The sequence below is a fragment of the Pleurocapsa sp. FMAR1 genome (assembly GCF_963665995.1).
Lineage (GTDB): Bacteria > Cyanobacteriota > Cyanobacteriia > Cyanobacteriales > Xenococcaceae > Waterburya.
Genome location: NZ_OY762512.1, coordinates 3,671,507 through 3,686,350 on the forward strand (window position 1 = coordinate 3,671,507; position 14,844 = coordinate 3,686,350).

Here is a 14,844-nt window from a genome sequence, read left to right on the forward strand (position 1 = left end):
ACCAGAACACAATTAGTTTGACAGTTGCTTAATTCACCAATTTGTTGTTTCTTAGACCGACCTTGGTTTGACCTGTGATGTACGAGACATAATTGTTTGTCTTCGACTCACGGTTAGGTCTCCCTTTAAGGAGGTGATCCAGCCACACCTTCCGGTACGGCTACCTTGTTACGACTTCACCCTAGTCACCAGCCCTGCCTTCGGCATCCCCCTCCTGTAAACAGGTTAGGGTAATGACTTCGGGCGTGGCCAACTTCCATGGTGTGACGGGCGGTGTGTACAAGGCCCGGGAACGAATTCACCGCAGTATGCTGACCTGCGATTACTAGCGATTCCTCCTTCATGCAGGCGAGTTGCAGCCTGCAATCTGAACTGAGGCTGGGTTTGATGAGATTCGCTTACTTTTGCAAGTTTGCTGCCCTTTGTCCCAACCATTGTAGTACGTGTGTAGCCCAGAACGTAAGGGGCATGCTGACTTGACGTCATCCCCACCTTCCTCCGGTTTGTCACCGGCAGTCTTCCTAAAGTGCCCAACTTAATGCTGGCAACTAAGAACGAGGGTTGCGCTCGTTGCGGGACTTAACCCAACATCTCACGACACGAGCTGACGACAGCCATGCACCACCTGTGTTCGAGTCCCCGAAGGTACATTCGCTATGAAGCGAACTTCTCGACATGTCAAGTCCTGGTAAGGTTCTTCGCGTTGCATCGAATTAAACCACATACTCCACCGCTTGTGCGGGCCCCCGTCAATTCCTTTGAGTTTCACACTTGCGTGCGTACTCCCCAGGCGGAACACTTAACGCGTTGGCTACGGCACTGCTCGGGTCGATACAAGCAACGCCTAGTGTTCATCGTTTACAGCTAGGACTACAGGGGTATCTAATCCCTTTCGCTACCCTAGCTTTCGTCCCTGAGTGTCAGTTATGGCCCAGTTGAGCGCCTTCGCCACTGGTGTTCTTCCCAATATCTACGCATTTCACCGCTACACTGGGAATTCCCTCAACCCCTACCATACTCTAGCTATCCAGTTTCCACTGCCTATCAGAAGTTGAGCTTCTGTCTTTAACAGCAGACTTGAATCGCCACCTGCGGACGCTTTACGCCCAATGATTCCGGATAACGCTTGCATCCTCCGTATTACCGCGGCTGCTGGCACGGAGTTAGCCGATGCTTATTCTTTAAGTACCGTCACTTTCTTCTTCCTTAATAAAAGAGGTTTACAACCCAAGAGCCTTCCTCCCTCACGCGGTATTGCTCCGTCAGGCTTTCGCCCATTGCGGAAAATTCCCCACTGCTGCCTCCCGTAGGAGTCTGGGCCGTGTCTCAGTCCCAGTGTGGCTGCTCATCCTCTCAGACCAGCTACCGATCGCTGCCTTGGTAGGCTTTTACCCCACCAACTAACTAATCGGACGCGAGCTCCTCTTCTGGCTATAAATATTTCACCTTGCGGCATATTGGGTTTTAGCAGCGATTTCTCACTGTTGTCCCCATCCAGAAGGCAGATTCTCACGCGTTACTCACCCGTCCGCCACTAAGTACCGAAGTACTCCGTTCGACTTGCATGTGTTAGGCATACCGCCAGCGTTCATCCTGAGCCAGGATCAAACTCTCCATGATGAACATTCATTCATCAAGAGTTAACTTGATTTTCTGCTCTTTATCTTTGTTTATCCTTAATAATTGACTTCTAAGATGTATATCTCGAAGTCACTAAATTTGGGGATGGAATTTAATGTTTTTAATCCAAAAAACTTGGTGTTTTTAAAACTGTCAAACTATTGCTTTGTCTAGGTTCTGGGCGTTGTCTCCAGGCGTTTGCCTTTCAACCGCGCATTTACCAATATAGGTAATCTCATTCTATAAGTCAACCCCTTTGGGAAAGTTTTTTTCTTTTGAGAGCTAATTTTTACATCAAAGCTTTGCTAGCTATAGTGTTATAACATCTTGAATTATTTTTTTTTAGAGCGAAAAAATTTTATGACTAGTTTACCTTCCTTAATAATTGTTGATCGCCTGCTAGAAAACTGGTTGTTAGAAGACATCGGTAGAGGAGACTTCACCACTCAGGAATTATTTGCAGGAGAAGTCAAAGATAATCAAGCAATATGGATAGCAAAAGAAGATGGGGTAGTTGCAGGATTACCGATCGCGGCTAGAGTTTTCAAACTATTAGATGGAGAGGCAATGTTTACTCTTGATGTAGAAGAAGGAGATTTTTGTAAGTTTGGAACAAAAATCGCCAGCATTAAAGGAAGTAGAGAGGCTTTATTAACTGGAGAGAGAGTAGCATTAAATTTGGCGATGCGTTTAAGTGGGATTGCCACAACAACTCGTAGCTATGTAGAAAAGATTAATGATTTGCCAGCTAGATTAGTTGATACTAGGAAAACTACCCCAGGTTTGAGAGTGTTGGAGAAATATGCCACGCGGGTAGGTGGTGCAGTTAATCATCGAATGGGATTAGATGATGCAGTGATGATTAAGGACAATCACATAAAGGCAGCAGGGGGAATTGAACAGGCGATCGCACTTCTTAGAAACAATATTCCTTATCCTTTAAACATAGAAGTGGAGACAACAAATATAGAAGAAGTAGAACAAGCATTAGAACATGGTGCGGATATTATCATGCTAGATAATATGCCAACTGAGTTGATGACTCAAGCAGTAAAGACAATTCGCGAGACAAATCCTAGAATCAGAATAGAAGCGTCAGGCAATATCACTTTAAAAACTATTCATGCTGTAGCGGAAACTGGAGTTGATTATATTTCTAGTAGCGCACCCATAACGCGATCGCACTGGCTAGATATAAGCATGAGGATGCTTTGAGACATTATTTACTAGAATTGCAAATCCAAATAAAACACAAATAGTTTAACCAATTAATGAATCTCTCAGTTAACTTTAAGGTGTAGCTCTCTGATTCAATAACTATGTTGACATTACAAGTAGACTGGAATCAATTAGCGGAGATTGAAGAATTACAAGCTTATTTTCAGACAGATTTTCAGGGATTTCAAAATCTTGTTGAGGAATATATTGCCAAGTTTGAACAATTTGGACAAGAAGAATTAAATAAACTTGCATATTTAAGAGTATTGGAAGTGACTAACGGCTGTACTCAATGGGGATTTCGCAGGCAGGATGAAGAAAGCTTGTCCGTGGAAGATACTCGGCAATGTATGAAGCTGGTCATGGGATTTATCAAAAACAAAAAAGTTTACTTTCCCAGTAAGGGAACAATTGTTTTTGCTCCTGAAGTTGAAGATTTCATCGAAAATGGTCGTGAAATGTATTGCAATGCCTTCAAGAAAAATGTTCCTGGTATGAAACGAGAGTATTATGCTTCGTCAACAGCACAATTTATTGTTTATGGTGCTAAAAATTTAAAACTAGCAATGGATTGCGTGAAACAAGACTATGAATACCTTTTCTCTACCTATTATATTCAAAGAGGACGTAATTATATTGCTCCATATCTGGCTAGTATTTTTTAATAGGAATAGATTTTTTAATTTAGGCGATCGAGCGATCGCAATACGACTATTTTAATATCTTTAATTAGTTGCGATCGCTTGAAGTCTGAAAGAATGTGATTAAAAACTTGTTATTTGCATAGTTATTCTGGGAACAATAATTCTATTAGCTTGCTCACACTACAAGATATAGGATTACAATTTTATGGACTTTACAGATCGCGTTAAAGCATTTGCAGCTACAATTCCTCAAAAATTAGATGGAATCAAAACTGAAGCAGCCACGCAACAGTTTTTAGTAATGCTTTTTATTCAAAATATATTAGGTTATGACGTTTTTGATCCAAATGAAGTAATACCAGAATATGATGCCAACGTAGGAGCTAGTACGAACTATAAATTAGATTATGCAATATTTCAAAATGGACAGCCATTAATCTTAATTGAATGCAAATGTTATGGCAGCGATTTGGGAAATTATCGCGAATATAATCAGCTATTTGCTTATTTTATGGCAACCGAGGCTCGAATTGGCATTTTGACAAATGGTGTAATTTATAAATTCTACACAGATTTAGAAAGACCAAATAAAATGGATAAAACTCCTTTTTTAGAGCTTAATTTACTTAAATTAAATGAGTCAACACTTAAAAAACTTTCCAATTTAACTAAATCTACATTTAATCTCAAAGATGCAATTAGCTCCGCTTCAGAACTCAAATATGTAGGTGGAATCAAAGCCTTGCTCAGAAAACAGATGAAGTCACCTGATGAAGACTTTCTCAAATATTTTTTTAGAGAATTATGTCCTGAAAACGATTTCTCTGGACAATTAAAAGAAGATTTTTTTGGATATACTCTTAGGGGTATTAAGGAATTTATCACAGAAGAAATGAAACATCTTCTAGATAATGCCGTTAATCCACCAGAACCAAAATTAGAGACAGAGGAAGAAGCACAAGAATTAGAGGAAAAAGAAAAAAATACGGAATTTACAGAAGACGAACGTGAAGGATATTACATAATTAGAGCAATTTTAAGTTCATTGGTATTACCTTCTCGCATAACTTATAGAGATACGGCTAGCTATTGTAATATTCTTCTAGATAATAATGGTCGTAGACAAATTGCTCGCTTTTATTTCAACAATCCAGAGAAAAAAAAGCTGGAAATATTTTCTCTAAATGACGATGGCAGTAAAGAGTCGGAAACATTTGCAATTAATAATCTTAATGAAATTCACGAATATGCGGATCAATATAAGAAAATCGTCATGTATTATGAGCAACCCAAGGTAGTTTAATAATCAAAATTTCGGTAATCCCAACCTGCTTGCCACTGCAATACATACAGATAAAGCGTTAGGGTAAATAAATATAACTATTAATCTGCAAGCATTTATTTACATGACAGACGCAACTATTACCAAAAATCCTTTATTAATTGGCAAAGGATTACCACCCTTTGACGAAATCAAAGCAGAACAGGTTGTTCCTGCAATAACACAGCTATTAAAAGAGTTAGATGAGGAAATTAGCAAACTAGAAAAGAATGTAACTCCTACTTGGTCTGGCTTGGTTATACCTCTAACAGAATTGGAAGAGCGTTTAGGCTGGAGTTGGGGAATTGTCGGACATTTGATGAGTGTGAAGAATAGTCCTGAGTTGCGCGAAGCTTATGAGACTATGCAGCCAGAGATAGTCAAGTTCTACAACAAGTTAAGTCAAAGTAAGCCTTTGTACCAAGCTTTTAAAGGGATAAAAGATGGTGCAGAGTGGGATCGATTAGAACCCGCACAGCAACGTATTGTGGAGTCTTCTCTTCGTGATTTTGAACTGTCTGGTGTTGGTTTGGAAGGGGAAGCTAAAGACAGATTTAATGAGATTCAGTTAGAGTCCGCCGAACTTTCGACTAAGTTTTCTAACAATGTCCTTGATGCAACTAAAGCTTTTAAATTGAAGCTAACTGACAAGAAAGACGTAGAAGGTCTACCGCCTAGTGCTTTAGGCTTGATGGCGCAAACGGCTAAAGCGGAAGGAGATGAAGACGCTACTCCTGAAAATGGTCCTTGGGTGGTGACTTTAGACTATCCTAGCTATATTCCTTATATGAAATACGCTACTAATAGGGAATTGCGAGAAAAGCTATACAAAGCCTTTCTTTCTCGCGCTTCTAGTAGTGAATTGGATAATCGCGGTAATATCGATCGCATCTTGGAATTAAGAAAGGAAAAAGCAAATATTCTCGGCTTTGATAACTTTGCAGAGTTGAGTTTGGCACGTAAAATGGCACCCGATGTAGCAGCAGTACAGAAGCTACAGGATGATCTTCGTGGTGCAAGTTATGATGCAGCAGTCAAAGAATTTAAAGAGTTAAAAGCTTTTGCAGGACAAGAAGATCTTAAGCATTGGGATGTCGGTTATTGGGCAGAAAAACAGCGTGAAGCTAAATTTGATTTTAATGAAGAAGAATTACGTCCTTACTTCTCGTTACCTAGAGTATTAGATGGCTTGTTTGATTTAGCTAACCGTATCTTTGGCGTAACAATTACTGCTGCGGATGGACAAGCCTCTGTATGGCATGAAGATGTAAGGTATTTTCAAATTGTAGATGAAAGTGGAGATGCGATCGCTTTCTTCTATCTCGATCCTTATTCTCGTCCCGCTGAAAAGCGCGGTGGTGCATGGATGAACGACTGCATCGGCAGAGCAAAAATGACCGTAGAAGGTAAAACGGTTACTCGTCTTCCTGTAGCTTATCTTATCTGTAACCAAACTCCACCTGTAGATGATAAACCAAGCCTAATGACCTTTGGAGAAGTAACTACACTCTTCCATGAGTTTGGTCATGGTTTACAGCATATGTTAACTACCATCGATCATGTGGGTGCATCGGGAATTAACAATGTGGAATGGGATGCGGTAGAATTACCAAGTCAGTTTATGGAAAACTGGTGTTACGATCGCCCTACTCTTTTTGGTATGGCAAAACACTACGAAACAGGCGAAACGCTTCCTGAAGAATATTATCAAAAGCTAGTTGCAGCCAAAAACTACATGAGTGGTTCGGCTATGCTGCGTCAGCTACACTTTGGAATGTTAGATATGGAACTCCATTCCAACTATCAACCAGGAGGCGAAGAAACTCCTAATGATGTGCGCGATCGCTTGGCAAAAACCACTAGCGTCTTGCAACCTATTTCTGAAGATAACTTCCTCTGTGCTTTTGGGCATATTTTTGCTGGAGGATACGCAGCAGGATATTACAGCTATAAGTGGGCAGAAGTACTTAGTGCCGATGCTTTTGCAGCTTTTGAAGAGGCTGGCTTAGAGGACGAACAAGCAGTTAAGTCTGTGGGTAAGAAATTTAAAGATACTGTACTTTCTCTTGGCGGTAGTTTGCACCCCATGGAAGTATTCCAGTCATTCCGTGGCAGAGAACCACAAACCGAACCATTATTAAGACATAGTGGTTTATTAGAAGCTGCTTAAATGGCTTTTTGAAACAATTTTTTAATTAATTACGAATCCATTCCTGACACACTTTTTTACTTGTTGGGGATGGGTTTTCCTTTGAAAGTTGTAAATTAATCGATATTAAAATATCTCAGATAAATCTACAGTTAAATTAGATAATATTTTATCTCCAAACAAACTAGTTGGATTGCTCAGAATTTCTTTTTCTACATTAGGACGATAAATTTCCACCTCTTTATCATCAGGGTTAATCAACCACCCCAATTTAACCCCACACGATTTATATTCGAGCATTTTCTGTTGCAGTTCTACTAGATCGTCAGTGGGGGACATTAGTTCGATAACAAAATTGGGATCTAGAGGCGCAAATTTCCTTTGCTGCTGCTTACTTAGACTATCCCATTTAGCATTTTCTACCCAACTGACATCAGGCGATCTTGTTGCACCATTTGACAATTTAAACCCAGTAGAAGAGTCAAAAGTAACTCCTAATTTGTAACGACGATTCCACAATTCAACTTGGAAGAACAAATCTCCATTCCGCTTTCCGCTTTCGCTTCCTGTTGGCGACATGACAATTAATCTTCCTTTAGGGGTAGTTTCAAATTTGCTTTCAGGGTTATCCGAACATAATTTTTCCAGATGGCGATCGCTTATTTTATCTACAAATGCAGAAATATTAATAGCAGTCATAATTAAGTTGATTTCAACATTATCCGCAATTATACAATGCCTCAAATAAACCGCATCCAGTTTGAGCGTGGGGTACGGCGAATTTAGTTCGCCTTGTACAACCACGCTGTTGAAACCAGGAGTTTTTAAGTTGACTGTTCGTAAGTAGCAAGTAGCAAGTAGCAAGTAGCAAGTAGCAAGTAGAAATCATATCCTGCTGTTTGACTAGCTAAATCTCCGATTCAAAAACTACGGTTTTCGTTTGACAGACGGGGTTTAACTCTAATACTCAAAATATCCAAGCTTTATCCCAAGGTGCGCCACCAACTTCTAAACCCGCTAAATTACTATCTGCTTCAATAATTACCTTGCCATTATCACGCAATTCCAAATTTAACTTCCCTTTAGTTGTATCGCGACAGTTAAAAACCAAACCTTTAGCCGTGGGGGTACGCACATACGTACCAAGTAAATCTGTTTCTCCTGTAAGTGTTACTCTGAATTGAGAAGATGTTGCCTGCATTTGCCATTTACCCCAAGGTTCTATTTGCCAATTAACTTGAGAATTCCAGGGAGCAAATTCATAAAATTTTCCCTGATGGTGGATGCCAACCAGAGCGACTTCTTCTTGCCACCATAACACCTGTCTAATACCGCCTCCCGCAGTTAAAGCCAAGTCTGGCTGCTTATTAAAGCTATTACAGTTAAGCCAAAACCACTTTTGAGGAAAAGAGCTACCCCAGTTTTTTTCGCTGTAGGCTGGTGCATTAGTAAACTGATATCGCTTACCCTGCCATTCTAGCCAACCTGTTGCCAAACCATGAGCCATAGTGATTTGCCATCCTGGTTCAAATATAGGCAGGTAAGATAACAAGCCTGCGGTTGATTGCTGGAGTTGCTGCGAGTTTCCCCAACCATAAATAGGTTTGATTTGATATTCCCAGCGACAATATTCATTTCTTACAGGATCGTAAATGCTTCCCTGGTTTAAAGTAGCCGTTGCCTGATATCCTTCCTTGATAAAGCGATCAAATTCTGTAGTAGTTAGAAGCCGTGGTTTTATAGTTAAATTTGTTTTTCCCCAATGCCCAATCTTCAAGCTATTTCTATCTGCAAAAAATTGCTCTACATTAGAAAAAGTACGACATAGATAGGCTTCGTCAATGCCTAATATTTGGATTGCGCCACCACTATTTGGCTGGTTTCCCAGAGGATCTTCAATGGAATACATCAAGGCAAAGGTTTGTTTAACGTCAGGCAGAGTTAGACGAAAATACCAGCCTTCAAAGTATTGAGAATTGATTTGATGACCATGATAACCACTGTGTGGGGTTTGTAGTGGTTCATTATGTGGTCTAAAGCACAACTCGATCATATTATTTAAAATAAACTTGTGATAATGATCTTCTCTAATTGAAAAAGAATAGCTTGTAAGAATTTAAAAGCCAGTTAAAAGCTTTTTTGAGCATTATATTTAAAATCGTCGCCTTAAAGTTAGAATGTCAGACTCAAGCATTAAATCTTCTATTTCCCAAGATAATTCTCAACCAACACTTACGGAAAAACTAGAAAATGCTCTTAAAAATATCTACTGTATTAGTGGTTTAGGTGCAGATCAAAGGGTTTTTCAAAAGCTAAAGTTTCAAGGTTATCAGCCTATTCATATTTATTGGTTAGAGCCCAAAAAAGGAGAAAGTATTGCTGATTATGCTAAACGTTTGACCACTCAAATTAAATCAGATAATCCAATTTTAATCGGCTTATCTTTTGGGGGCATAATTGCCGTAGAAATAGCCAAACAGATTGATGCAGAAAAGGTTATTTTGATTTCTAGTACGAAAAATAGACAGGAAGTACCTTTTTATTTTAAGATATTTCGTTGGCTACCAATTCATCGCCTATTACCTGCCAAGCTTATACTTTGGATTAGTCGATTTTTAGCAAGCTGGTTTTTTAGCCTCAGAACTATTGATGAACGAAAGTTGTTTAACGCAATTTTGTTTGACACTAATGCTAATTTTATGAAATGGGCAATAGATCAAGTTGTTACCTGGAAAAATGAGCTAATTCCTAATAATATTTATCATATTCATGGTGAAGGCGATCGCATTTTTCCCTATAGATTTATCCACGAAGATTTTAGCGTCAAAAAAGGTGGTCATTTTATGATTATGAGTCAGGCTGATTATATTTCTAGCCTGATTCATAAAATTGTTGACTTACGCTCAGATGAAACAGGCGATGGGAAACAGTAAATACTCTAAGAAAAAGAGTTTCCAAATAAACTGATAAAAATCAGCAATCGCACTTTTTTCTGATAAATCTACATCACGACTACGCCACCACAGTAATCCTAATAAGACTAAATGGCTAGCAATAAAAAAGCGAACGTTTAAAGAAGTCAACCAAAACAAACCCGCCCCAATCATGCCCAAATAACACACGCTAATTACTCCACGGGAAAGGTTGAATACCGCTAGCTTGCCGATAACTAAGGTGAAGGTATTAATATTAAACTGTTTATCACCTTCTAAGTCTGGCACATCTTTAAAGATGGCGATCGCTACTGTAAACAGTAAGATAAATAAAGTCAACGTCCATACATAGGGATTTAAAGCTTCTCTACCGTTTAACTTATCCCCATAATGTAGAAACAGACCAATATTGACAATAACTCCCCGTACAGTGAGTATACAAAAAGCTGCCCAAAAAGGAAACTGTTTTAAACGTACTGGCGGTGATGAATAAGCTGTACCAATAATTAAACTAGTAGCTACAGTGGCAAATAACCATATTCCTGATAAGCTAGCAGTTAGTAAAGCCAAAATACCTGCAATGCTTACAATTAACTTACCTTGCTTGATAGTAAACTTTCCCGATGCCAGAGGAAGTTCAGGTTTGTTAATACGATCTATTTCTACATCGTAAAGTTGATTCAAACCAACAATATAGACGTTGCCACACAGACAGGCTAACCAAACTGCCAACATCTGTTCTAAATTTGTTGTTGTTACAGAATTACCCGTAGTGGCTAACGAGATAAAGTACAACGCCAGCACACTAAGACTTGTCCCAATAATAGTGTGAGGGCGAGAGAATTGCCAAAAGCTTTTTACCCAAGTCATATTGTTATAGATTCACGCTAAATCTTTAAAAAGCCTACATACTGCTGTTTTAATAGGTGCATAGGTTCTAATTGGAATATAGCGTGAATCATAAGAGTAAAATACATTTTTGTATTTGACTTAAATAATCGTGTTGTTTTGAAGATAATTCTTGTTACTTCTTTACATGAAAAGTTAAAACAATTGAGATTGTTACACAAACAATTTTTAAAGATAATGGGTGACTGTCTGTTGGACAAAGATTAAATGCCACACACCTACCTATAAAAGAGAAGCTTGCCTTTGGGGTTCTGTCCGTGTTTCGATCCCAAAAACAAGCTTCTTAGATAGTTCACTCCTCACACTCTTTGTATTTTTGCCTATCTATCTCAAAAACACGCTTGAATGTGTAACAGTTTAACGATTGTCACCTCGGATTATAGTTATTAGTCTTTAGAAAGCACAAACATAGATAGAAAATGCTCTATTGGAACATGATTATCCTAAGCTTCTGGCTTCACCAAAGAAACATAGGGTTGACTTAAGTAACGGTTTGCCACCTCTTTCGCCCTCTCAGGAGTAATAGGAGGAATAGTAGCTTGAAAAGTCTGGTCAAATTCAACTCCTAAACCAAGAGTTTCATACCAGCCGAATGTTTGAGCAATTTCGCCGTTTGTTTGTTTGCCCAAAGCATACTGTCCTAAGAGCTTGTTTTTTGCTCCCTGTAACTCTTCCTCTGTTAGTGTTTCTTTAGTTAATCGTTCTACTTCCTTGCTCAATCCTTCAATAGCTATCTCAGTATTAGTAGGTGCTGTCCCCATGTAGGTAATAAATGGTGCTGTATCTAAACGAGTAGGGAAAAATGCCGACACATCATAAGCTAGTCCGCGTTTTTCTCGCAATTCCACAAATAAACGGCTAGATAATCCATTACCCAAATAGGTACTAATAAGCTTCAAGACGGGATAATCTTGCAGATTTACCTTTGTGCCTAAATAGCCCAGCATGACGATAGACTGTTGGGTATCTTGGATAATTTCTGCTTGAGAAGGATTGGGGATAGGAGAAGTTATCTGGACAGGAGGACAAGGCTGATTGGGCTTCTGCCAATCACCAAAGACTTGGGAAATGAGATCTGTTGCCTGTTCTTTGGTGATCCTTCCAGACAGACTAATGACTAAATTATCGGGACGGAAATAGGTTTGATGATACTGCTGTAGATCTGCGCGAGATAAGTTAGCAACGCTAGTTTCTGTCCCCAAAACTGAAACGCCATAGGGATGATTCGGATACATCTGTTGACGTAATTGATCGAATGCCACGTTAAATGGCTGTTCTTTTTGTGAACGAATTCCCTGAAGAGTTAACTTGCGCTCTAATTCTACCTCTGATTCGGGAAAAGTAGGCGATCGCATGATCTCACCTAAAAGCTTGAGCATAGGCGGAAAATCTGCCGATACGGTTTTTAAACTCAAGGAAAAATAATCAGTAGAGGTATCTGCGCCTAATCCCGCACCAATAGACTCAATTTTATCGGCAATTTCTAACGCCGATAAATTTTTTGTCCCCTTGGTAATCACCGCCGAAACTAATTGAGAGACTCCTGCTTGCTCTGGTTTTTCAACAATTGTGCCAGCATTTTTAAGGAAAAAGCGACCTGAAATGATATCAGCAGCTTGGTTTTCAACGATTATTAACGTGATGCCATTCTCAAAAACTAAGCGATGCAGGTTAGGAATGGCTATAGTGGAAATGGAATTAGAAGACATTTAGATATTTAATTTATGAAATTTGTTAATTAACTGACTTGACTGCCTGTATATATCTAAGCAGTTTTTCCGTCAGTGTGCTGAATAGCTTGTACTCCTTACTCCTTACTCCTCATCCCTCATCCTTTAGCAGAATGTCTTCTTGGCGCGATCTGGTTAACTATTTCCGTAAGTATAGAGCGATCGCAATTTTTAGTATCGCTGCTTCTAGCCTATTTGAAATTATTGATTTAATTGTTCCTTATGGTATTGGACAGATTCTTAATGTCTTGTCTAATCAGCCATTGGATCGACCTTTAGCCAATTTAATCAGCGTAGTTCAAAAAGTTGGCAACTTCCCTGACTCTCAATGGTTATCTTTGGGTGTATTGCTAGGAATAATTTTTATAGTTACCGTAGTGCGATCGCCAATCCAGCCTTGGATTGGGGTATGGTATCATTGGGCGATCGCCTTAGAAGCTAGACGGGATCACTTTAGTAAAGTGGTAGGCAAGATTCTAACTTTACCCTTGGGTTACTACGATGAAAATAATCCTGGACGCATTGCGGGTAGAATAGCCAGGGGCATTGAAAATCATACCTGGACATATCCTGAGATTGCAGGGCAGTTAATACCTAAGCTGGCGCGTATCCTGGGTATATTTGTAATGATTTTGTTTATTGCACCAGGAATTGCGATCGCTTTTTTGCTTTCTTTTATTGTAATTTTGGGATATAGCCTCAAACACCTGCAAGTCCTAGTTGGTAAAGAAGAATTATTAGCAAAGCATCAGGAAAATACCGAAAGCCGTACCTCAGAAATTATTACCAATATTAAAACCGTCAAATCTTTTGCCACCGAAGCTCAAGAATATTCTAGGCAACAACAGCGGTTTGAAAGAGAATTTAAATACGTCAACTATCGTATTCATCGCGGCTACGTAAATTTAATCACCTGGTCGCGGACTGTAATTCAAACCTGTGTCTTTTTAGTTTTGTTATTTACCTTAATTTCCACCGTTAGGGGTAATATTACTTTGGGTCATTTTGTGACTACTCTGACAGTTTCTAGCATGGCTTATGCCGAATTAGAACCAATCAGCCAACTAGCCGAAATCTTTGCCCGTCGGTATGCTTCTATGAGACGTTTTCACGACTTTATGAAGCTAGAGTCTGGAGTGGATGCAGCCAGTTTAGTAAAAGAAGATGTAAGAAACAATCCCTATAAATTTCAGGGTGAATTAAAATTTAATCATCTTAGCTTTGGATACGATCGCGATCGCCTAATTTTGCAAGATATTAACCTGCACATAAAACCCTATCAGACTGTTGCTTTAGTTGGTCGTTCTGGTTCGGGAAAGTCTACTTTAGTTAAGTTGCTATTTCGCTATTTTGAACCCGCTCAAGGGTCAATTTTAATCGATGGGGAGGATATTCGCACTTTAGATGTGGCACACTATCGTCGCCGACTGGCGATCGTCCATCAGGATGTAGATATATTTAATGGTACAGTCTGGGATAACCTGATCTACGGTAATCCTCAAGCAGACAGAGAAAAAGTCAAACAAGCCTGTCGCATCGCCAGAGTTGATGAATTTATTGATGAATTACCCCAAGGATATTCAACTGTAGTCGGCGAAAGAGGTGTAAGGCTTTCTGGCGGACAAAAACAACGTTTAGGCATTGCACGGGCATTGATTGTCAATCCCGATGTCCTAATTTTTGATGAGGCAACGTCTAGTTTAGATTATGAGTCAGAACGCTCGATTCAGCTAGCCATGAGGTCTATCCTAGGTACTCGCACTACTCTTATTATTGCTCACCGCCTTAGCACTATTCGCGAGGCTGACAAGATTGTAGTGTTAGACGCAGGGAAAATAATTGAAGTAGGAAATCACTCAGAGTTATTAAACCAAGGAGGTATTTATCACCGCCTCCATTCTTTACAGGAAACAGGAGAGGTTTTTAATTAAACTGCACCCGATGCTAATTCCTTACTCACGAAAGAGAATAGCGTCGCGCTTTCGATTATTTAGCCTGTATCGATTGTGGTGCTTGTTTTAATGCTTCTGCTTCCACTGTCTTGCTCTAATTTTTGGTAATTTCTGAATGCGCCTTAGCTAATCTTGAATAATTCTTGGGTTTGGTTGAGTTGCTTGCCAAGTTGGGCGTTGCATTAATTGATTAGACCATAACTCGACCTTGGGGTAGCTTGATAGAGTAACGTTTAGATAAGGCAACCAAATAATGAGCGAGCCTGCAACAATTTCGGCTAGGCTAATCTCATCCCCCGCAACATATAAATTATTGCTAAGAAGCTTCTCTAAAAAATTAAGCATTTTGACGCTCCTCTGCCTGAAGG

General features: G+C 39.5%; 11 protein-coding genes and 1 rRNA gene. 6 read left to right on the plus strand and 6 right to left on the minus strand.

Features of this window, described 5'->3' with window-relative positions:
• Positions 1-126: 126 nt before the first annotated feature.
• A 16S ribosomal RNA gene (locus SLP02_RS17915) occupies positions 127-1,620 on the minus strand.
• A 360-nt stretch (positions 1,621-1,980) separates the two neighbouring features.
• Here SLP02_RS17915 and nadC point away from each other — a divergent pair.
• The 4 genes from nadC (at position 1,981) to SLP02_RS17935 (ending at position 6,973) form a co-directional block, all read left to right on the plus strand.
• Positions 1,981-2,835 carry a carboxylating nicotinate-nucleotide diphosphorylase gene (gene nadC / locus SLP02_RS17920; RefSeq protein WP_319422096.1) on the plus strand — a complete coding sequence of 285 codons (855 nt, stop codon included), beginning with the start codon at positions 1,981-1,983 and terminating at the stop codon, positions 2,833-2,835.
• A 104-nt stretch (positions 2,836-2,939) separates the two neighbouring features.
• Positions 2,940-3,503, plus strand: coding sequence for a hypothetical protein (locus tag SLP02_RS17925; protein ID WP_319422097.1), 564 nt, complete (start codon positions 2,940-2,942; stop codon positions 3,501-3,503).
• 184 nt (positions 3,504-3,687) lie between these two features.
• Positions 3,688-4,785, plus strand: coding sequence for a type I restriction endonuclease (locus SLP02_RS17930; RefSeq protein ID WP_319422098.1), 1,098 nt, complete (start codon positions 3,688-3,690; stop codon positions 4,783-4,785).
• Between the two features lie 103 nt (positions 4,786-4,888).
• Positions 4,889-6,973: a M3 family metallopeptidase gene (locus SLP02_RS17935; RefSeq protein WP_319422099.1), complete on the plus strand. Its 2,085-nt coding sequence runs from the start codon at positions 4,889-4,891 to the stop codon at positions 6,971-6,973.
• A 105-nt stretch (positions 6,974-7,078) separates the two neighbouring features.
• On the opposite strand, the gene SLP02_RS17940 is transcribed toward SLP02_RS17935, so the two are convergent.
• Positions 7,079-7,651, minus strand: coding sequence for a Uma2 family endonuclease (locus tag SLP02_RS17940; protein ID WP_319422100.1), 573 nt, complete (start codon positions 7,649-7,651; stop codon positions 7,079-7,081).
• 268 nt (positions 7,652-7,919) lie between these two features.
• On the minus strand, positions 7,920-9,005 hold the full coding sequence (locus SLP02_RS17945) for a tocopherol cyclase family protein (RefSeq protein ID WP_319422101.1): 1,086 nt from the start codon (positions 9,003-9,005) through the stop codon (positions 7,920-7,922).
• 124 nt (positions 9,006-9,129) lie between these two features.
• On the opposite strand from SLP02_RS17945, the gene SLP02_RS17950 reads away from it, so the two are divergent.
• Entirely contained in the window at positions 9,130-9,885 is a 756-nt protein-coding gene (locus SLP02_RS17950; RefSeq protein WP_319422102.1) for an alpha/beta hydrolase, read from the plus strand.
• On the opposite strand, the gene SLP02_RS17955 is transcribed toward SLP02_RS17950, so the two are convergent.
• Both SLP02_RS17955 and SLP02_RS17960 read right to left on the minus strand, forming a co-directional pair.
• Complete coding sequence (locus SLP02_RS17955) at positions 9,856-10,755, minus strand: homogentisate phytyltransferase (RefSeq protein ID WP_319422103.1); 900 nt, start codon at positions 10,753-10,755, stop codon at positions 9,856-9,858. The two genes, SLP02_RS17950 and SLP02_RS17955, sit on opposite strands and share 30 nt — an antisense overlap.
• Before the next feature lie 482 nt (positions 10,756-11,237).
• The gene (locus tag SLP02_RS17960; RefSeq protein WP_319422104.1) at positions 11,238-12,503 is read right to left on the minus strand and encodes a M16 family metallopeptidase; all 1,266 of its coding nucleotides are present in this window, start codon (positions 12,501-12,503) and stop codon (positions 11,238-11,240) included.
• A 134-nt stretch (positions 12,504-12,637) separates the two neighbouring features.
• Between SLP02_RS17960 and SLP02_RS17965 the strand changes: the two genes are divergently transcribed.
• Positions 12,638-14,455: an ABC transporter ATP-binding protein gene (locus tag SLP02_RS17965; RefSeq protein ID WP_319422105.1), complete on the plus strand. Its 1,818-nt coding sequence runs from the start codon at positions 12,638-12,640 to the stop codon at positions 14,453-14,455.
• Positions 14,456-14,602: 147 nt separating this feature from the next.
• Here SLP02_RS17965 and SLP02_RS17970 read toward each other — a convergent pair whose 3' ends face one another.
• A complete protein-coding gene (locus tag SLP02_RS17970; RefSeq protein WP_319422106.1) occupies positions 14,603-14,821 on the minus strand; it encodes a glutathione S-transferase family protein in 219 nt (72 codons plus the stop codon).
• Positions 14,822-14,844: the final 23 nt, after the last annotated feature.

What these genes read in the sequence shown, in the direction of transcription:
- SLP02_RS17970 (WP_319422106.1), bottom strand. Translation starts at nt 14,821, where the DNA reads ATGCTTAATTTTTTAGAGAAGCTTCTTAGCAATAATTTATATGTTGCG.
- SLP02_RS17955 (WP_319422103.1), bottom strand. Translation starts at nt 10,755, where the DNA reads ATGACTTGGGTAAAAAGCTTTTGGCAATTCTCTCGCCCTCACACTATT.
- SLP02_RS17965 (WP_319422105.1), top strand. Translation starts at nt 12,638, where the DNA reads ATGTCTTCTTGGCGCGATCTGGTTAACTATTTCCGTAAGTATAGAGCG.
- SLP02_RS17960 (WP_319422104.1), bottom strand. Translation starts at nt 12,503, where the DNA reads ATGTCTTCTAATTCCATTTCCACTATAGCCATTCCTAACCTGCATCGC.
- SLP02_RS17935 (WP_319422099.1), top strand. Translation starts at nt 4,889, where the DNA reads ATGACAGACGCAACTATTACCAAAAATCCTTTATTAATTGGCAAAGGA.
- SLP02_RS17945 (WP_319422101.1), bottom strand. Translation starts at nt 9,005, where the DNA reads ATGATCGAGTTGTGCTTTAGACCACATAATGAACCACTACAAACCCCA.
- SLP02_RS17950 (WP_319422102.1), top strand. Translation starts at nt 9,130, where the DNA reads ATGTCAGACTCAAGCATTAAATCTTCTATTTCCCAAGATAATTCTCAA.
- nadC (WP_319422096.1), top strand. Translation starts at nt 1,981, where the DNA reads ATGACTAGTTTACCTTCCTTAATAATTGTTGATCGCCTGCTAGAAAAC.
- SLP02_RS17930 (WP_319422098.1), top strand. Translation starts at nt 3,688, where the DNA reads ATGGACTTTACAGATCGCGTTAAAGCATTTGCAGCTACAATTCCTCAA.
- SLP02_RS17940 (WP_319422100.1), bottom strand. Translation starts at nt 7,651, where the DNA reads ATGACTGCTATTAATATTTCTGCATTTGTAGATAAAATAAGCGATCGC.
- SLP02_RS17925 (WP_319422097.1), top strand. Translation starts at nt 2,940, where the DNA reads ATGTTGACATTACAAGTAGACTGGAATCAATTAGCGGAGATTGAAGAA.